Source organism: Hydrotalea flava, assembly GCF_001623405.1.
Classification (GTDB): Bacteria; Bacteroidota; Bacteroidia; order Chitinophagales; family Chitinophagaceae; genus Hydrotalea; species Hydrotalea flava.
This window is the reverse complement of sequence record NZ_LUHG01000059.1, coordinates 15050-33112: the sequence shown is the minus strand read 5'-3', so window position 1 is coordinate 33112 and position 18063 is coordinate 15050. Positions and strand designations below refer to the sequence as shown.

Annotated in this window: 17 protein-coding genes; 8 read left to right on the top strand and 9 right to left on the bottom strand. The window is 34.8% G+C overall.

Going from position 1 to position 18063, the window contains the following annotated elements:
• The 4 genes from A0F92_RS06605 to A0F92_RS06590 all read left to right on the top strand — a co-directional run.
• Nucleotides 1–671, top strand: a 671-nt coding sequence (locus A0F92_RS06605; RefSeq protein WP_167516873.1) for a sugar phosphate isomerase/epimerase family protein, incomplete at its 5' end; no start/stop codon positions are given.
• Nucleotides 672–703: 32 nt separating this feature from the next.
• Nucleotides 704–1129 (top strand): c-type cytochrome, encoded by a 426-nt coding sequence (locus A0F92_RS06600; RefSeq protein WP_068243187.1) that lies wholly within the window; start codon nucleotides 704–706, stop codon nucleotides 1127–1129.
• A gap of 72 nt (nucleotides 1130–1201) precedes the next feature.
• A complete protein-coding gene (locus A0F92_RS06595) occupies nucleotides 1202–1939 on the top strand; it encodes a 3-keto-disaccharide hydrolase (protein ID WP_167516872.1) in 738 nt (245 codons plus the stop codon).
• Between the two features lie 118 nt (nucleotides 1940–2057).
• Nucleotides 2058–2507: a nucleoside deaminase gene (locus tag A0F92_RS06590; protein WP_068243184.1), complete on the top strand. Its 450-nt coding sequence runs from the start codon at nucleotides 2058–2060 to the stop codon at nucleotides 2505–2507.
• Nucleotides 2508–2581: 74 nt separating this feature from the next.
• Here the strand turns inward: A0F92_RS06590 and A0F92_RS06585 are convergent, their stop codons facing one another.
• Both A0F92_RS06585 and A0F92_RS06580 read right to left on the bottom strand, forming a co-directional pair.
• On the bottom strand, nucleotides 2582–2962 hold the full coding sequence (locus tag A0F92_RS06585; RefSeq protein WP_167516871.1) for a hypothetical protein: 381 nt from the start codon (nucleotides 2960–2962) through the stop codon (nucleotides 2582–2584).
• Nucleotides 2907–3209: a hypothetical protein gene (locus A0F92_RS06580; RefSeq protein WP_068243178.1), complete on the bottom strand. Its 303-nt coding sequence runs from the start codon at nucleotides 3207–3209 to the stop codon at nucleotides 2907–2909. Before A0F92_RS06580 ends, A0F92_RS06585 begins: the two co-directional genes overlap by 56 nt.
• A gap of 851 nt (nucleotides 3210–4060) precedes the next feature.
• Here A0F92_RS06580 and A0F92_RS06570 point away from each other — a divergent pair.
• The 3 genes from A0F92_RS06570 to A0F92_RS06560 are packed head-to-tail and all read left to right on the top strand — an operon-like array spanning nucleotide 4061 to nucleotide 5564.
• Complete coding sequence (locus A0F92_RS06570) at nucleotides 4061–4657, top strand: precorrin-2 dehydrogenase/sirohydrochlorin ferrochelatase family protein (protein WP_068243171.1); 597 nt, start codon at nucleotides 4061–4063, stop codon at nucleotides 4655–4657.
• Between the two features lie 3 nt (nucleotides 4658–4660).
• A complete protein-coding gene (locus tag A0F92_RS06565; RefSeq protein ID WP_068243167.1) occupies nucleotides 4661–4939 on the top strand; it encodes a SelT/SelW/SelH family protein in 279 nt (92 codons plus the stop codon).
• 34 nt (nucleotides 4940–4973) lie between these two features.
• The gene (locus A0F92_RS06560; RefSeq protein ID WP_167516870.1) at nucleotides 4974–5564 is read left to right on the top strand and encodes a molybdenum cofactor guanylyltransferase; all 591 of its coding nucleotides are present in this window, start codon (nucleotides 4974–4976) and stop codon (nucleotides 5562–5564) included.
• Here A0F92_RS06560 and A0F92_RS06555 read toward each other — a convergent pair.
• From A0F92_RS06555 to nirB, 7 genes are all read right to left on the bottom strand, one after another.
• Entirely contained in the window at nucleotides 5550–7043 is a 1494-nt protein-coding gene (locus A0F92_RS06555; RefSeq protein ID WP_068243161.1) for a rubredoxin, read from the bottom strand. The two genes, A0F92_RS06560 and A0F92_RS06555, sit on opposite strands and share 15 nt — an antisense overlap.
• A 9-nt stretch (nucleotides 7044–7052) precedes the next feature.
• Complete coding sequence (locus tag A0F92_RS06550; protein ID WP_167516869.1) at nucleotides 7053–7568, bottom strand: nitrate reductase associated protein; 516 nt, start codon at nucleotides 7566–7568, stop codon at nucleotides 7053–7055.
• Nucleotides 7569–7602: 34 nt separating this feature from the next.
• Nucleotides 7603–11106, bottom strand: coding sequence for a nitrate reductase (locus A0F92_RS06545; protein ID WP_068243159.1), 3504 nt, complete (start codon nucleotides 11104–11106; stop codon nucleotides 7603–7605).
• A gap of 112 nt (nucleotides 11107–11218) precedes the next feature.
• Entirely contained in the window at nucleotides 11219–12526 is a 1308-nt protein-coding gene (locus A0F92_RS06540) for a NarK family nitrate/nitrite MFS transporter (protein WP_068243156.1), read from the bottom strand.
• 60 nt (nucleotides 12527–12586) lie between these two features.
• On the bottom strand, nucleotides 12587–13945 hold the full coding sequence (locus tag A0F92_RS06535) for an alginate export family protein (RefSeq protein WP_068243153.1): 1359 nt from the start codon (nucleotides 13943–13945) through the stop codon (nucleotides 12587–12589).
• Nucleotides 13946–14037: 92 nt separating this feature from the next.
• Entirely contained in the window at nucleotides 14038–14448 is a 411-nt protein-coding gene (nirD, locus tag A0F92_RS06530; protein ID WP_253810233.1) for a nitrite reductase small subunit NirD, read from the bottom strand.
• Nucleotides 14449–14468: 20 nt separating this feature from the next.
• Nucleotides 14469–16970, bottom strand: a complete 2502-nt coding sequence (nirB, locus tag A0F92_RS06525) for a nitrite reductase large subunit NirB (protein WP_167516868.1) — start codon at nucleotides 16968–16970, stop codon at nucleotides 14469–14471.
• 204 nt (nucleotides 16971–17174) lie between these two features.
• Between nirB and cobA the strand changes: the two genes are divergently transcribed.
• The gene (cobA, locus tag A0F92_RS06520; RefSeq protein WP_167516867.1) at nucleotides 17175–18002 is read left to right on the top strand and encodes a uroporphyrinogen-III C-methyltransferase; all 828 of its coding nucleotides are present in this window, start codon (nucleotides 17175–17177) and stop codon (nucleotides 18000–18002) included.
• The last annotated feature ends 61 nt before the right edge of the window (nucleotides 18003–18063 follow it).

Genomic DNA, 18063 nt, shown 5'->3' with positions numbered 1-18063 from the left:
ATTTAGGATTGAGTGCCCATGCTACTTTTAGTGGTGCATTGGCTTGGCCCATGATGTATCCCTGGCCACAACGGCCTGCCGGATTGGTAGAAACTGCCTTTACAGAACTAGCTAACCGTTGGTTGCCTATTTTGCGTTATTTTGATGAATGTGATGTAGATGTTTGTTATGAAATACACCCTGGCGAAGATTTGCATGATGGAGTTAGTTATGAAATGTTTTTGGATGCAGTGGAGCAACACCGAAGAGCCTGTTTGTTATACGACCCATCTCATTTGTTACTGCAATGCTTAGATTATTTAACCTATATTGATTATTACCATGAACGCATCCGTGCTTTTCATGTAAAAGATGCAGAATTTAACCCAACCGGTAAACAAGGGGTTTATGGCGGCTTTCAGAATTGGGTAAACCGTGCCGGCAGGTTCCGCTCGCTGGGCGATGGGCAGGTAAATTTCAAAGCTATTTTCAGCAAATTAGCTACCTACGATTATAAAGGATGGGCGGTATTGGAATGGGAATGTTGCATTAAAAGTGCCGAGCAGGGTGCGAAAGAAGGCGCTCCATTTATCCAGAACCATATTATTCCGGTTACCGAAAAAGCGTTTGATGATTTTGCGGGCACTGCTGCTTCAGAAGATTTTAACCGTTCGGTATTGGGATTGAAATAACTTTGCACCATTATTTAAAAAAATTGTTTTTTATGAAAAAAATGTCAATTGTAATCAGCATGGCTTTTTTTGCTTATGCCTGTGGAAACAGCAATCAGAATAGTGGCGATCAGTCAGCCGCTACAGGAACTTCTACCCCACAAACCGAAGCTGCTGCACCTGCACCCGCAACTGCATCAACCGATTTATCAGATAATCCCGATTATAAAAAAGGTTTGGCGCTGATAGCTAAAAATGATTGTTTAACCTGCCATAAAGTAGACGAAAAATTAATTGGCCCTGCTTATCGCGATGTGGCCAAAAAGTATACCGATAAAGATATACCCATGTTGGCTGCAAAAATTATTAAAGGTGGTTCAGGTGTTTGGGGCCAGGTACCTATGACGCCGCATCCCAATTTATCGGTTGCCGATGCAGAACAAATGGTTAAGTATATTTTGTTATTGAAAAAATCATAATAACGTAGTTGTATTTGCGTATAAGGAAATGTGCACTGCCGGTAAGCCATTCATCATTTAAAATATATTTATATGATATACAAAAAATTAATTGGGGCGCTGTTTATGGTAAGCGCATTGTTTGTTTCCTTAGCTTTTACAAACAAAGATTTTGAAATACCCATCCAACATACACAAACTGGATGGGTATCATTATTTGATGGTAAAACCTTTAACGGATGGCATAGCTATGGCAAAACTACCGTAGGTAAAGCCTGGATAATTGAGGATGGCGCTATTCATTTAAATGCAGCTGATAAAAAAAACTATCAAACAGATGGTGGTGGCGATTTGGTGACGAATAATGCCTATACCAATTTTGATTTTAGGGTGGAATGGAAAATATCAAAAGGCGGTAATAGCGGTATTTTATTTTTTGTACAAGACGATCCGGCCAAATACAACGAAACCTGGAATACCGGATTGGAAATGCAGGTTTTAGATAATGATGGTCATCCGGATGGTAAAATTCATAAACACCGCGCCGGCGATTTGTATGATTTAATTGCCTGTAGTAAAGAAACGGTTCAACCCGTTGGTGAATGGAATATAGCAGAGATTATTGCCAACCATGGTACCCTACAATTGATGTTAAATGGTACGGTTGTGGTAAAAACAAACCTTTGGGATGGTAACTGGCAAGATATGATTGCCCACAGTAAATTTAAAAACATGCCGGGTTTTGGTATGTTTAAAGAAGGGCATATTGCCCTACAGGATCACGGTAATGATGTTTGGTTTAGAAATATTCAAATCAGGCAATTACCTTAAACTATTAAATTCGTCATTACATTACTTCAAACCCCTTTAACAAGGGTTTCTTTTTTTTTAGGGCCAATTTTCTGCAGCAAAGCTGATATATAAATAAGTAAATGATTAAATTCTTGATATGGATGGTTTAAAAGATGATGCTTATTTTATGCGGCAGGCATTGGAACAGGCCCAATTGGCCTTTGATGCCGATGAAGTACCTGTTGGGGCCATTATTGTAGAGCACAATAAAATTATAGCACGCGGATATAACCAGGTAGAGTTATTGAAAGATGCCACAGCGCATGCAGAAATTATTGCATTAACAACGGCATTTGCCGCATTGGGTTCGAAGTATTTACCGGAAGCCACACTGTATGTTACATTAGAGCCCTGCCTGATGTGTGCGGGTGCTTTGTATTGGAGTAAAATTGGCCGGATTGTGTATGGTGCAGCCGACGAAAAAAATGGTTATAGTCGGTACCTGCAACAGCAATACCCGTTTCATCCCAAAACAATACTTACCCAAGGTGTATTGGCAGATGAAGCTGCTTTTTTAATGAAGGCATTTTTTAGAGGGAAGCGGTGAATGTATCTTTCATAAACTCACATAATTTTAAAGAATTGGAGTGTGTACTATGCATTAAATTGATAAGTAGTTCTTTATCTTCTCCTCCCCAATACATAACCCAAGCCAATACCTGCCTGTAAACCACCGGATGATAACGTACTTCCCGTAATTGTATCGTCCCATGCTGCCATCTGCAAACCAAAATACCATAAAAATAATAAGTAATTGTATTGGCGTTGATAGCCGATATTCAAATAAACATCACGGAGGCCTGCTATAGCTTTATCAATGGTTTGATTATATGGTAAAAAAGGATGCGATAAAAAACGTTGTTCCAACCCCAAATAGGTACCTGAAAAATTAACAATTGGCCTTTCTTTTTTATTGCGATGATTTAAGGAGAAAAAATAACGCAGCTCACCGGATGCAAATAAATGAATGCTGGTTTGTATAGGATTGTATGAGGCCTCCAACTTTTTTAAAAGACATACCCATACCTACATTGGTATTTACCGAAAACTTCCGGCCCAGCTTTCTTTCATAATTAGCAATAACAAGGGTACCCGGATTAATTAAAGTAAATGCAGGAAAAACAATATTTACCCTGAAAATGTTGGAATGAATAGTAGCAAATGCACTGTCTTTAATGTTTTGAGCATTTATAGGTTGAGCCAGTAATATTATTGGTAATATTAATAATACTATGTAAATATTTTTCATTTGTATATAATTATAAGTTCAAATTTTTCAAGACCATCATGAATTGAAGATTATTTATTTTTTTCTATTTGAGCTACAATCTAACATCAAAATAAATCAACAGAAAAATATCCGATTTCCCTTTTATTTTACGCTAACACCTTATCTTAATAAATTTTATTTTAAGGGTTTGTACTTTTATGCTCAATATTTAGCTAATGCAGTTTTTGTAGGAAGTATTGTGTTTACTGAAACCAAATTTTATCAATAAGAAAGAAAGACTTGTTATCAAACTTTTCGATACCCTGAATAGCATGCACCTGTAGACTCTCTTTTACCCTGTTCTCTTCTTACTGCCTTGCGTATTTCCTGATGGGCTATTTCAATAGTACCGTCCATTGCCTAAAATACCAATATACCGTTTGCCAAGGTGGATAGCCCAACGGTAATATTCGCCATTAACAACCCGTTCGTGTTACATAGCATATTGCCTCCCAGATGTTTTTTAAATCTCATTTGGGTTTTAGTTTCACATGCAGCAAACTTTTTACAATTTGCCACTGAAAGCCAGTTAAAAAAGTAGTTCTTTTAGTCATTATTTACTCAACGATTGGCTTCTATTCTAAAATCTGCAACTTTTAGTATAAGTATTTATTTTTATTTAACTCAAACAGCTTCTAAGTAATTAAATACGGTTTTGCTCATTAATCGATTTTCCCAGTTCAAGTGATAACTGCAAATTTTCAGGCAATAATATAGTCATTTATTTGTTGAAAAGATAAAACTCTCTTTGTTTTTATTTTTAACTCCGTAATGAACAAAATTGTTCTAATTTTATACTGATACTCTTGTATCATTTTAATGACAATTTGATGAACCATCTTTTCCCTGTATTTCTTAAATTAGAAGAACTTCATACACTGATTGTTGGAGGAGGCAATGTGGGACTTGAAAAAATTACGGCCGTGCTGTCTAATTCACCAAAGGCAAGAGTAACATTAATTGCTCCTGAAATCCGGAATGAAATTAAACAGTTAACTGAAAATAACCCATTAATAAGCCTTATACATCGAAAATTTATGGTTAAAGATTTGAAGGATAAGGATATTGTGATTGTTGCTACCGAAAATCAATTCGAAAATAAGCGTATACGTGAATTATCGAAGCGGAAACGATTATTGTGCAATGTTGCAGATACCCCTGAGATTTGCGATTTCTATCTTTCATCAATAGTGCAAAAACAAAATCTTAAAATAGCTATCTCTACAAACGGTGTTTCACCAACAATGGCTAAGCGAATCAAAGAAATATTACAGAATAGCTTTCCTGATGATATTGAAACAACATTGAATAATCTGCAACAGATTAGAAAATATTTAACCGGTGATTTTTCTGAAAAAGTTGCACAACTTAATAAGATAACAGAAACTTTGCTAAAACAAAATCGACAAAATAGAAATGTAAAATAGAACATGAAGCCAGTTATCACAATTGAATATTGCCCTAAATGCGGTTGGTTGCTGCGGGCTGCTTATATGGCACAAGAAATATTAATCAGTTTTTCAGCCGATATAAAAGCTGTTTCGCTGCAACCCAGTGAGCAGCCCGGTGCTTATTACATTTATATTAATGATGATATAGTATTTAACCGAAAAGAATATGGAGGGTTTCCTGAAATAAAAATTATTAAAAGAATTATCAGGAATATTGTTAATCCGGAAAAAAATTTAGGACATATAGATATGAATTAAAAATTAATATTTATAAATAACAAAATTGAGACAAATGAATGGCGTTATTTTATGTGGTGGACAAAGCACTCGAATGGGGAAAGATAAAGGAATGATTTCTATAGATGATAGTACATGGGTTCAGGCCGCATCTGAAAAGTTATCCCTACTTGGTATTCCTGTACTTATTTCAGTGAACAAATCTCAGCAAGAAAAATATAAAATATATTTTTCACCTGAAAAACTTATTACCGACAATAATTCTTTATTAGTCAAGGGCCCGCTTTTAGGATTGTTAAGCGTTCATTTGCATAGACCTTCCGATGATTTTTTTGTATTTGCCTGCGATATGCCTTTTATGGAGTTGTCATTAATCAAAAATCTATATTGTCAATATCAACAAAACAATACAAATAAATTTAATGCATACGTATATACAAATGAGGGTGAAGCTGAACCTTTATGCGGAATTTATACTGCAAAAGCATTGGAGTTCGTAATGCAGATGTATTACACCAAGCAACTATTAAAACATAGTATGAAATTTGTACTAGAACATCTAAGTGTTTATAAAATACCTGTATCTGCTGATAAAAAAATATGTTTTCGAAATATTAATGCTCATGCAGATTTAAATGGCTTGTAATCCCAATGAGGCCTTACTCACTAATACAAAGTTTTCTTTTGTTGCATCGCAAACCGTACATTTGTAACCACTGTTTAATTCGTTAAATAAAGTGCCCGGAGCTATTTTATTTTCTGGTTCTCCGATTTCTTCATCGTACACTGTTAAACATTGCCGGCACTGGTAAACCATAGTTTGTATTGCGAAATTTGGTTCTATGTATTCTTCTTTTATTGCGGTTTCTTTTAATAAATCATTTTTACAGAAATTTTCATAATAATATTTGCATAATGAAATAAGGTAAGTGGCCAAATGTTCTTTACTTATATTGTTTCTGAATACAATCAATTCTTTTGAGTTTGGATTGAAGCCTGAACTATATAAAATATCAAACTTTTTTGAAGGTTTTAACTTATCTCTTATTACATTAAATTGTTGTTTAATAATTATTGAGCCAAACACGCCTGACTTTGGTTGAGTTTTTACTGCAATGCATAATCCATAGGTACGAACATCTTCTTTATCCAATTGCCTAATGATATGTTGTTTGATGCTAAGGCCTTCTTCGTTGGTATCTTCTACCTGCCAGTTCAATTCATTGGAAGCATGTCGAACATTAATTCGATGCCTGTTTAAAATAAAACTCCATAAATGTCTATGATTTTCATCAATATTTTTTATAATCAAAGATTTCCATGGTGTTGTATATAACTGTCCTATCTTGGTTTCCAGGCATAGTTTACAAATATCTTTTAGGAACGAAACTTTAAATAATTCGTTGCGCTGATATAGTCCTAACCAGTATTTACTACCATAATTATTAAATCCTTCATAATAAGGAAGTTTAAATTCTGGCAGAAACAGGTTCTCTTCGACTGGTTTTGATATAATACTGATGCTTGAATGTACTTTTTCGTAAATAATGTTCCCATAAACTAGGTTGTTATCATAATATAGTTCAGGATTTTCAATAATAATTTTTTCAATAAATTTAGATAAACGTGGAATTTCGTTGGTATATATTAAATCTTTCCATTGATAAATTGTATTTGATTTTGGGAATCGAATATACAAATACCAAAAATGAATATTTTTTGAGGCAATCCAGTTGATATTTCCTGTAAAAAAAGGAGTAAATGTTTGGTTGTTATCAGCGATGTTTATTTTGATTGTAGGTCTATAATCAAACAGATCAAAAATATCTTTATATACTCCTTCCTTTACCCATGAATCTCTGATAAATATTTCTTCAGCAGGATATGAACTGAGGATATTGGGATAAGAATCTGTTTTATTTTCATATTGAATCTTATGTAAATTTAATGATGCCACTACTTTCTCATATTCTTTGTGCGATACATCAATCAGTAATTGCTGCCTCAAACCAAAACGAACATTATCAATTCTGGCCTCCTCCAAAGCTTCTAAAATATTATGCAGATATCCTGGCGAGATAATCCCTCCTGTGAAATTAATTTTAAATTTAAATGCATGTCTCATATAATTTCTTTAGGATAATTTAAATTCTTTTATTGCTTTTATAAAATTTCTATTTTCATGACCCGGTCTGCACAATTTTAATAAGGCAAAACGTTGTAAATCGCTCAAATTTTTCCATTGATTTAGGTTAATTGATAGGTTGAATTCACTAGCTTTTAATAAAAATTCTTCTGAAATTTTTTCTATATTTGTCCATTCAGGGTTATCTTCTATTTTCAAATTTGTTGGGTCTAAACCGGTGTATTTTTTTATAATTATTTTAGTATAATTATAATATTTTTTTTTCTCTTTTTTAGTTGTAATATTAATTGTTGCCAGTTTTGTCTTTTCGTGTAAATTCATCATAGTCCATTCTTTTAATTTTAATTTTATTCCTACTGCATCCATTTTAAATCTTACAATCATTGGAATACAACGAACATTTTCCTCAACAAAATCTTCTTCAAATTGAAAATATTCTATTTTTTTTGTAGTTTTAAAAAAATAATGTAACTTATTTAAGTTAATATGTTTTTTTATTTTCATCACTTTTCGATTTGAGATTAAATCTATACAGTCATTATTTTTTTTCTTCTGTTAAATTCATACATTCTAACATTGTTTTTTCTAAAATGGTCTGTACTTCAGGCCTGCAGCTGCCGCAACCCATACCTGCACCGCTATACTCGCATAATGATTTTAATTCATTATATCCTTGTTTAATTTTGTTAATAATATTACCTTCTCCGATGTTACCGCAACTGCAAATCAATTTGCCCACCTGCGGTTCAGTTTTATTGCCTGAACGCAATAATAACAGGCGTTTTTCTGAAAGCTCTGTTTTGTTCTCAATTAGATTTTTAAAATCAAGGAACTCATTTTTATCTCCTATTAGGATTGCCCCTATTAATCTGTCATTCTGAATGAGGCATTTTTTATAATAGCGTTTGGCCTTATCTATAAAAACCACCTCTTCATAATCTTTATTGTCGGGAGATTCAATGGTGCCTATGGAAACAAAGTCTGTACCATGCATTTTTAAAATATTCATCATTATGGAGCCTTCATAATATTTTGAAATATCACCTGAAATATATCTTGCTGCAATATCAGCCTGTTGTTCTGCTGCAGCTGTAATCCCATACAAAAATCCTTTGAATTCAGCAATTTCCCCTACTGAAAAAATATTTGGATCACAGGTTTGCAGATATTCATTTACTATCACGCCTCGCTTACAATTCAACCCGCAGTCTTTTGCCAGTTCAATATTCGGCACTGTACCTATAGCAATTATAATTGCCTGGCAAGCGATTATTGTACCACTTTTTAATTTGATTCCTTCAACAAAATTGTTGCCAATTAGGCGTTCAATTTCATCATTATAATAAATTTCAATATTCTTACTATACAACTCTTCGTGCAATAGTTGACTACCTAGCTGATCTAACTGCTTGTCCATTAACCTTGAATTACGATGAACAATGGTTACATTCAAGTTTACTTCACGAAGCGAAGCTGCTAATTCTATTCCTAGCACACCACCTCCAATTATAATTACTTTTCCTTTAGTAGGGTCAATATGATTTTTAAAATTATCTGCATCGTTTCTGTTCCTCATAGTAAATATGCCTTTCAATGGAGGTACATCCCGGAGCTTAGCAGCCCGGCTGCCGGTTGCTATCACCAATTTATTATAGTGGTGTATTTTTCCATTGCTATCGGTTACTGTTTGATTTAATCTGTCAATTTGCTCAATACTTGTACCTCTGTGTAATTCAATGTTTAATTGATCTTCATCATCATCTGTCATTTTTACTAACTGTTGCCAGTTTTGCCAACCACTAATGTAATCTGGCAGCATAACCCGATTGTAAAAAGGAAAATTTTCTTTGCTAAAAACAATAATTTCGTCATCTTTATTTCGTTCACGGTAACTCTTTATGAATCCAAATGCGCCTGCTCCTGCACCTATTATAATAATTTTTTCTTTTATCTTTTTATATCGCTGTATCTGAACGGCAGTATATTTGAAATCAGGTTCTTTTGATTTTGGGTCAACTAAATTATTCGTAAGGTTGTTTGCCCTGTTTAGATCGCTTTTTAAAATTTTTCCCCAATGCATTGGTAAGAATACGACTCCTTGTTTTATGTTTGGTGATATTCTTGCTTTCACCCGCACTTGTCCGTTTTTACTGTTTATTTCTACCAGATCATTTTCTTTGATATTTCTTTTTGAAGCATCATCAGGATGTATTTCTAAAAATGATTCAGGAATGTGAAGTTTCAGTTTATTCACTTTTCCTGTTTTATTCATAGTGTGCCATTGATCTCTAATACGTCCGGTAGTAAGTATCAAAGGAAAAATTTCATCCGGCTTTTCCAGTTCAATATGATCATTGATGGTATGTATAATTGCCCTTTTAGATGGTGTATCAAACTGATGGTTTGTAAATAATCTTTTAGTTCCACTCCCTTTTTCACCAGAGGGGTAGGGCCATTGTACACCTTTTTGTGTTTTTAATATATTATAACTTAAACCACTAATGTCAATTTTTGTATTTTTAGTAAGTGCACAATGCTCATCAAAAATTTCTGATGATGTTTTGTAATTAAACTGTTTATAACCCATTTTTTGCGCAAACCTGCAAATAATTTCAGCATCTGGCAAGGCTTCTCCCGGGGCATCTACAATTTTGTTCAAGTAAGAAATTCGTCTTTCAGAGTTGGTCATTGTGCCTTCTTTTTCAGCCCATGTGGCTGCCGGAAGCACAATATCTGCAAATAGTAAGGTTTCCGGTTTATTAGACGCTTCCTGAACTACAACGAATTTTGCTTTTTTTAGTGCATCCTCTGCCAATCGAACATTAGGCAGGCTCACTAATGGATTGGTGGATACAATCCATATTGCCTTCAGTCTGCCATCATTTAATGCTTCGAACATTTCCGTTGCTGTGTAACCGGGTTTGGGCGATATTTGCTTTCCTTTCCAAAAATTCTGTACATAAATTCTGTCTGCTGCATTGGCTAAATCCCGGTGTGCCGGTAAGAGATTAGCCATGCCACCAACTTCCCTTCCACCCATTGCATTAGGTTGGCCGGTTAGCGAAAATGGTCCAGAACCCGCCTTCCCAATATGGCCTGTAATAAGATGAAGGTTAATTAGACTTAGGTTTTTGTTAACCCCAATAACGCTTTGGTTAAGTCCCATCGCCCACATCGAAATAAACCCTTTTGCATTTCCAATAAATGAAGCTGCCAAATAAATTTCTTTTTCTTCCAGACCGCAGATCATTGCAGCTTCAGCAATTGTTCTCTGCATTACGTTATTTCGGTATTGTTCAAAACCTTCCGTATGACATTCTATAAAATTGATATCTATATCTCCTTGTTCAATTAAAGCTCTACCTATGGCATGATGCAATACTACATCTGTTCCAGGATTTAATTGCAGGTATAAACTAGCTTTAGCCGTAGTTTGAGTTTTTCTCGGATCACTAACAATAATTTTCAAATTAGGATTCGTTGCAAGAGCTGCCTCAATTCTTCGCCATAAGATAGGATGACACCATGCGGGGTTTGCACCGGCAATAAAGATGCAATCTGCGATTTCAATATCATCATAACTAACAGGCACACTGTCTTGCCCCAAACTCATTTTATACCCAGTTACTGCACTACTCATGCACAACCTGGAATTGGTGTCAATATTATTGCTGCCAATAAACCCTTTCATCAATTTATTGATTACATAATATTCTTCTGTCAGGCATTGTCCTGATGCATAAAAAGCAACTGAGTCTGGTCCATATTTTTTAATAAGTGATGTAAAAACAGCGGCTGCCCTGTCTAAAGCCTGGTCCCAAGATACACGCTGTCGTAATTGGTTTTTATTATACCGCATTTCAGGATATAAAAGTCTGTCACTTTGATCCATTACAGTATAATGCAGATTCATCCCTTTACTACAAAGCATGCCTTTGTTTACCGGATGTTCTTTATCGCCTTCAACAATTATGTTTCCATGTTGGTCATTATTTATTACAATACCACACCCCACGCCACAATAGCAACATGTTGTATTCATTGCTGACTTATTCACTAAGCTATAATTTGTTGTTATGTCTTTTTGTTCAGGCATGAATTGTCCTTATTGCTTTCTGTTTTTATTAACTTGCCTTAGTTTATAAGATACATTTTTATGCTATAGCTAATTCTGTGTTTGGATGAATAGATGTAGATTTTACCACCTTATAAAAACGAGTTATAAAAACTACAACTGCAACTGTAATTACCATATATCCGATATACGTAAATGCCTGTACATAAGAAATATTTGTTGATTTAAATAAAAATCCAAATAACATACCTCCTGCATTACCTCCAGCTCCAACAATACCGCTAATAAGTCCTACATTTTTTTCATTGACAAAAGGAACAATACCATAGGTTGCACCATTTGCCATTTTTAGGAATAATGCAAATGAAAGCATGGAAATAATTGCAAACATTAAAGTACCTGCATGAGCAAAAATGATAATACCTATGCCTTCCAGCAAAAGCATCATGGCTAAAAGCCACCCTTTTCCTTTCATTCCGAACTTTTTTCCTATTTTATCAGATGCAACTCCTCCCAGCGCACGGGCAAACAAATTCATGAAGCCAAAGATACCTGCCCAAAAACCGGCAGAAGATTGTGATAATTTAAATGTATCAACAAAGTGCAAGGAAGCCACATTGTCAAAAGTTATTTCCACACCAAAGCACATTGCATAAGCCAATGCAAGTGTCCATATACGCCAATCTCGAATCACTGACCAATCTGTTTTTTTTCTCTTATTTTTAGCTTTGTTTATTTCAGAAAAATTTCCTTCCGGAGTGTCTTTAGTATACCGGTAATAGAGTATGGCAACTATCAGCATCATGGTTCCTGGAATTATCATGGCGTATCGCCATGCTTCATGTTTTGTAAAACCAGCAGCAACAATTGCAGCAAAAATCAGCGGCATTAACATATTTGTTACACCACCTCCTAAATTTCCCCATCCTCCCGCTAAAGCATTGGCAGTACCTTTGATGTTACCAGCGAACATAAGGGAAGTATGGAATTGGGTAATTACAAATGAAGCCCCTATTATCCCAATTGCTGCTCTAAATAATAAAAAACTAGTATAATCTTTTGATAAACCAACAAGGAAAACCGGAATGGATCCAAAGATGAGTAAAAAGACAGCTGTTATTCGGGGCCCCCATATATCGCATAATTTTCCTATAATTAATCGGGCAATGATAGTAGAAGAAACAGAAATAATAACCAGGTTGCCAATCTGTGATTTTGTCAGGTGCAGGTCAGCACGAATGGTTGGCATTAGTGGTGCAAGACCAAACCACCCAAAGAAACAAACGAAGAACATTAGCCAGGTAATGTGAAAACTGCGCATTTGAACACCCTTAATACTGAATATATTTAATCGATTAAGTGGTTTTGTATTTGAAGAAACTTGCATAATAAAGTAATATTTTTAGTTGCTTAAAATAGATAATAGTAATTAGGAAGCGTTGAATTTTTATTTGAAAAAGAATTGAGGTTTTATATCTAACATAATATAAGCCCAGTTTGCCCCTGATCTTGCATTTGCTATATTTTTTACATTAGGTGAAGTAAGTAAAGCCGTACTAAAATAATGAGAATAACCTGTTTCAATATTAACTTGTTTTGTAATACTATAAGAACCTACAAAATCAAGCTCAGTGCCCAATCCCTTTTTATTACTACCCAGGTTATTAGGGTTAATGATACTAGTTGCACTTGAGAATGCATGTAAATCTGCTGTAATCCAAAACTTTTCTGAGGGCGTGTATTTAGTTTTTAAATACACATCAACCAACCCACCTTTACCAAATGGACTTGCTGCATAATAATAATCCATGAGACCCCAGAATTTGTGGGGTGTTCCATATAAAGGATCAAAAGTATTGCTTGTGTTACCACTTTTACCACCAGATGTATAATCAATTCCAATTCCAGTGTTAATTTTTTTATTAAAAATATATTTTGCAAAAACACTGAGTAAATCAGAACTCAATTGCTGGCCTGTTGCATTTTTGCCAAATTGATAATAGGTGGAAGCAGTTACAGCAATACTATTTAAAAAGAGGTTATTAAAATAGAAGCCAGTAGTGGCTCTTCCCCATACACCAGTTTGGAATATTTTTGTTGCATTACTATCTGTAGTATACTTATTGAATTGGTCTGTAAAAAACAGGAATGAAACATTTCCATTTGCTAATTTTTTACCTATGTATAAGAATTCCATACTTTTATACATGCTGCCACCATTGGTATTCGCAGTATAATTACCGGGCGGGGTGCTGTTGTAAATGGTACCTGAAGTATTTGAAGTATTTTGGTTAAATGCACCAGCTACATGTATCATCCATTCGGTTGTTTCATATTTCAAAACAGCAACGTCATGTGTTCTGGCCTGTTGAAGCCAATCAAGGTTTCCAATTAGGCGTTGGTCATCATACATTAATTCCTGTCTACCTATCTTTAAGCTTAGGGCTTTGTTTTTCAAGGTAGTGTCTGTAAATAAAATTTCAGCCCATGCTTCATGCAACATTAATCCATTGTTCTTTTGTGTGGTTGTTTGGTTAATTGTTGATACATCCTGCCCCCATACCCTAACATCTTGTAAAGACAAACCAAATTTTAAACGATAAGATTTAAAACCGGCAATAAGCCGTGTGCGTTGTGAAATGAAGAAGGCAGGAGCTAAACCATTAGACAAAGGCGCGCCCTGACCATCTCTGAACTCAGATCTTGGCCTTATTTGCCCGGAAAGCGAAAATTGGGCTTGTAATGGTACAAAACTTAACATAAAGATTATCCCAAAAATTCCCACAGCAATTAATTTTCTTTTCATGTAAGTTTGTTTGGTTTTAAGTGAACGTATTTATTTAAAACTTAGAGTTTGGGCAGGGTACAATCTACCAGGCTTTAATATTTTGAATACTTTTACATAATATTTCCCTTGTGGTTATTGATGAAACCGATGTATACAAAATCGTTTTCCAGTTTAACAGGGAAAGTTCTAATATTACAATCTTCGTCTTGGTTCATGCAGCGCCCATCAATCAGAGAAAATGTTTTTTTATGAAAAGGACAAGCCACTTTTGGTTCATCGTTTTGGGTTCCAATTATTCCTCTGCTTAATGCCATTTGGTGTTTGTGCGGGCATAGATTTTGTGTTGCATACCATTCACCACGTCGGCTGAAATGGAACAATGCAATTTGTTCATTTTCGTATTTAACACATACACCGCCATTTAGGGGGACGTCATTTTTATGACAAGCGGGTAGCCATAGAACGGTATTATCCTCCATCTCTGTTTGAGGATATGAAATTTCTGAAGTTGTTAAATTCATATATTAATATTTATTTATTTTTAATATTTCCAATTTGCTGCTTTCTTCTGCTCTCTTAAATTTTCGAAAAGAACTGTAGGATCTTTTTCTGAAGGCGCATTCACGAAATGCGAGAAGCGTTTACGCAATTCAGGTGATTCGACCACCTCTTTCCATTCGCATTTATAGCTTTTGATCAGTTCGCTCATTTCTTGCTCTAGTTGCTGATTAATACCAAGACTGTCATTAATTATTACATTGCGTAAATAATCAATACCACCTTCCATTTTATTGAGCCAGGTTGCAGTTCGTGTTAATGGATCAGCTGTTTTTATATAAAACATTAGAAACCTGTCAAGATATTTTATGCATGTTTCATTATCAATGTCAGTTGCAAGGAGTAATGCATGCTGGGGTTTAGAGCCGCCATTGCCACAAATAAATAGGTTCCAGCCTTTTTCTGTAGCAATAATGCCAAAATCTTTTGATTGTGCTTCAGCACATTCACGGATACAGCCGCTGACACCACCTTTCAGCTTATGCGGTGAACGTAATCCACGATACCTTTCTTCAATTTCAATTGCAAAACTTACACTGTCATGCAGGCCAAATCTGCACCAAGTTGAACCAACGCAGCTTTTTACTGTTCGAAGTGCTTTCCCATATGCATGACCACTTTCAAAACCCGCTTCAATCAGTTCCTTCCATATTTCTGGTAAGTCGTTTAAATGGGCACCAAACATATCAATTCGCTGCCCCCCCGTTATCTTTGTATAGAGATTGTATTTTTTTGCAATCTCACCAATCACAATTAATTTATCTGGTGTAATTTCTCCACCTGGAATTCTTGGCACTACTGAATAAGTACCGCCTTTTTGTATATTAGCAAGATAACGGTCGTTAGAATCCTGCGCAGTGTCATTTCCTTTTTTTAATATCATTTCATTCCATAAACTTGCTAATATTGAAGCTACAGGCGGTTTGCATAATTCGCATCCATCACCCTTACCCAAAACATCCAATACTTCGTCAAATGATTTAAGGTTTTTTAGTTTGATTAAATCATATAATTCCTGACGCGAATAATTAAAATGTTCGCATATAACATTTCGAATATACTTGCCTTGTGTTTTCATTTCATGGAGCATCAAGTCTTTTACCATTGGAATACATCCTCCGCAGCCCGTACCTGCTTTTGTACATTGTTTTATTGCGTCTATTGTTTCACATCCTTGTATCACTGAATGACATATATCTTTTTTGGTAACACTTTCGCAACTGCATATTAAAGCTTCATCTGGAAGGCCTGAAACACCTGGTCCGGCGCCAGGTTCACTTCTGCCTGTCCCTAAAAGTATATCTTCGGGATTTTTAGGTAATACCAGTTTGTTTTTTGTTGTTTGCAACAACATGTTATATGTTTCTGCCTCTCCAATTAATATACCACCTAAAAGGTATTTACCATCTGCAGTTATATTTATTTTTTTATATATACCTTTTAAAGTATCTTCATAGACCAACGAACAACAATCAGTAGATTGGATAAAAGGATCACCAAAGCTGGCAACATCAATACCAATCAATTTTAATTTGGTGCTCATGTCATAGCCATTAAATATTTTATTCCCATTGGTAAGGTATGATACTACAACATCTGCCATTTCATAACCAGGTGCAACTAAACCGTAAATCATATTGTTATATAAAGCGCATTCACCAATAGCAAAGATTCGAGCGTCACTGGTTTGTAAATTTTTATTCACAACAATACCTCCACGTAACCCAATTTCAAGACCGGCCTGTTTAGCAAGTTCATCTCTTGGCTTTATTCCGGCAGAAATTACCAGCATATCTACGTCGATTTGTGAATTATCTGAGAAGATCAATCCTTGTATACAATCATCTCCAATAATTTCTTGCGTATTTTTGTTCGTTTGAATTTTCAAACCAATTGTTTCTAATTTTGATTGAAGAATTTTTGAACCGACATCATCAATTTGCCGTGGCATAAGTCGGGGTGCAAATTCGATTACCTGTGTATGTGCTATGCCGAGATCGATCATAGCTTTTGCTGCTTCGAGACCAAGCAGCCCCCCTCCAATTACTGCACCATTTTTTGCCTTTTTTGCAAAATCCTTCATTAATTCCAGGTCTTCTATTGTTCTATACATGAATACACCCTTTTTTTCTATGCCAGGAATGTCAGGAATAAAGGGTGATGATCCAGTTGCAATGACCAGATAATCGTAAGAGCTCTTGATACCCTTATGTGAATACACGATTTGGTTTTTTCTGTCTATGCTTTTTATGGGGTCAGCTAAGTGCAGTTGGATATTATTCTCTCTGTACCAGTCAGATGGCGCTAAGTATAAATCTGCAGCAGATTTGCCAGAAAAATAATCAGTTAGATGAACGCGGTCATAAGCTGGTCTTGGTTCTTCTCCAAATACTGTTAATTCAAATTGATCTTGTTTTGCTTTTTTCAGCAACTTTTCACAGAATTTATAACCAACCATGCCATTGCCAATAATTACTATTTTCATTTTAAACGATTTTAGGTCATTAAAAAGGAACTAATAAAAATGGCAATAATCGTATTATTTATAATTCTATGTAATAAAATAATGTCTAAAACTCATTATTTAATCAATAAAGCTATTATTTATTTCATAAAAATAATGAAATTGTAAATATAAATTGTTATTTTTGAAAAAAAATAATACATTTTTTATTATTAAATGTATTTTATGTCGAATCCTTATTTATTATTAGTTGGAGCGGGACCTGGAGATCCTGAACTAATTACATTAAAAGCAATCAATGCACTTAAGTCTGCAGACGTTATATTGTATGACGCACTTGCAAATGAAACATTGTTGCAATATGCGAAGTCAAATGCCGTCAAAAAATTTGTGGGCAAACGATATGGATGCCATTCTCTTTCTCAACAAGAAATTAACCATCTTATTATTGAATATGCATTTTCGCATGGAAAGGTAGTGAGACTTAAAGGGGGAGATCCTTTTGTTTTTGGTCGTGCACAAGAGGAGATTGATGCTGCCCGTAATGCAGGCATTCAGGTAGAGGTGATTCCAGGCATATCCAGTGCACTTGCTGTACCTGCATCACAAATGATACCACTTACGAGTCGGGGCATTAATGAAAGCTTTTGGGTAACTACCGGTACAAATAAAGCAGGAAAAATCTCGCCCGATTTAAAATTGGCTGCACAGTCAACTGCAACCGTCGTTATTTTAATGGCAATGAGTAAACTGGAAAAGATCATGCAAATTTTTTCAAGTTATGGAAAAAACGAAACTCCTGTTGCAATTATTCAAGATGGAACAACTGAAAGTGAAAAAGTAATTATTGGAAAAGTAAAGGATATTTACTTAAAATCACAATATGCAGGACTTGCAAATCCTTCTATAATCGTTGTTGGGGAAGTAGTAAAGCTTCATCCTTCCATAATTGCAGATTTTTTACAAAAAAATGACCTGAATTATATTTCCTCAAAAAACCAAGCTAATTTACAATGGAAAAAAAATATGGAAGATGCTTGTTTAATAAAATGAAACAGATTAAATAATTAAATGATTAGGAATAGAAAAAATATCGTTTACCCGTATCTCACTT

What these genes read in the sequence shown, in the direction of transcription:
- A0F92_RS06600 (WP_068243187.1), top strand. Translation starts at nt 704, where the DNA reads ATGAAAAAAATGTCAATTGTAATCAGCATGGCTTTTTTTGCTTATGCC.
- A0F92_RS06595 (WP_167516872.1), top strand. Translation starts at nt 1,202, where the DNA reads ATGATATACAAAAAATTAATTGGGGCGCTGTTTATGGTAAGCGCATTG.
- A0F92_RS06590 (WP_068243184.1), top strand. Translation starts at nt 2,058, where the DNA reads ATGGATGGTTTAAAAGATGATGCTTATTTTATGCGGCAGGCATTGGAA.
- A0F92_RS06580 (WP_068243178.1), bottom strand. Translation starts at nt 3,209, where the DNA reads ATGAAAAATATTTACATAGTATTATTAATATTACCAATAATATTACTG.
- A0F92_RS06570 (WP_068243171.1), top strand. Translation starts at nt 4,061, where the DNA reads ATGAACCATCTTTTCCCTGTATTTCTTAAATTAGAAGAACTTCATACA.
- A0F92_RS06565 (WP_068243167.1), top strand. Translation starts at nt 4,661, where the DNA reads ATGAAGCCAGTTATCACAATTGAATATTGCCCTAAATGCGGTTGGTTG.
- A0F92_RS06560 (WP_167516870.1), top strand. Translation starts at nt 4,974, where the DNA reads ATGAATGGCGTTATTTTATGTGGTGGACAAAGCACTCGAATGGGGAAA.
- A0F92_RS06555 (WP_068243161.1), bottom strand. Translation starts at nt 7,043, where the DNA reads ATGAGACATGCATTTAAATTTAAAATTAATTTCACAGGAGGGATTATC.
- A0F92_RS06550 (WP_167516869.1), bottom strand. Translation starts at nt 7,568, where the DNA reads ATGAAAATAAAAAAACATATTAACTTAAATAAGTTACATTATTTTTTT.
- A0F92_RS06545 (WP_068243159.1), bottom strand. Translation starts at nt 11,106, where the DNA reads ATGAATACAACATGTTGCTATTGTGGCGTGGGGTGTGGTATTGTAATA.
- A0F92_RS06540 (WP_068243156.1), bottom strand. Translation starts at nt 12,526, where the DNA reads ATGCAAGTTTCTTCAAATACAAAACCACTTAATCGATTAAATATATTC.
- A0F92_RS06535 (WP_068243153.1), bottom strand. Translation starts at nt 13,945, where the DNA reads ATGAAAAGAAAATTAATTGCTGTGGGAATTTTTGGGATAATCTTTATG.
- nirD (WP_253810233.1), bottom strand. Translation starts at nt 14,448, where the DNA reads ATGAATTTAACAACTTCAGAAATTTCATATCCTCAAACAGAGATGGAG.
- nirB (WP_167516868.1), bottom strand. Translation starts at nt 16,970, where the DNA reads ATGAAAATAGTAATTATTGGCAATGGCATGGTTGGTTATAAATTCTGT.
- cobA (WP_167516867.1), top strand. Translation starts at nt 17,175, where the DNA reads ATGTCGAATCCTTATTTATTATTAGTTGGAGCGGGACCTGGAGATCCT.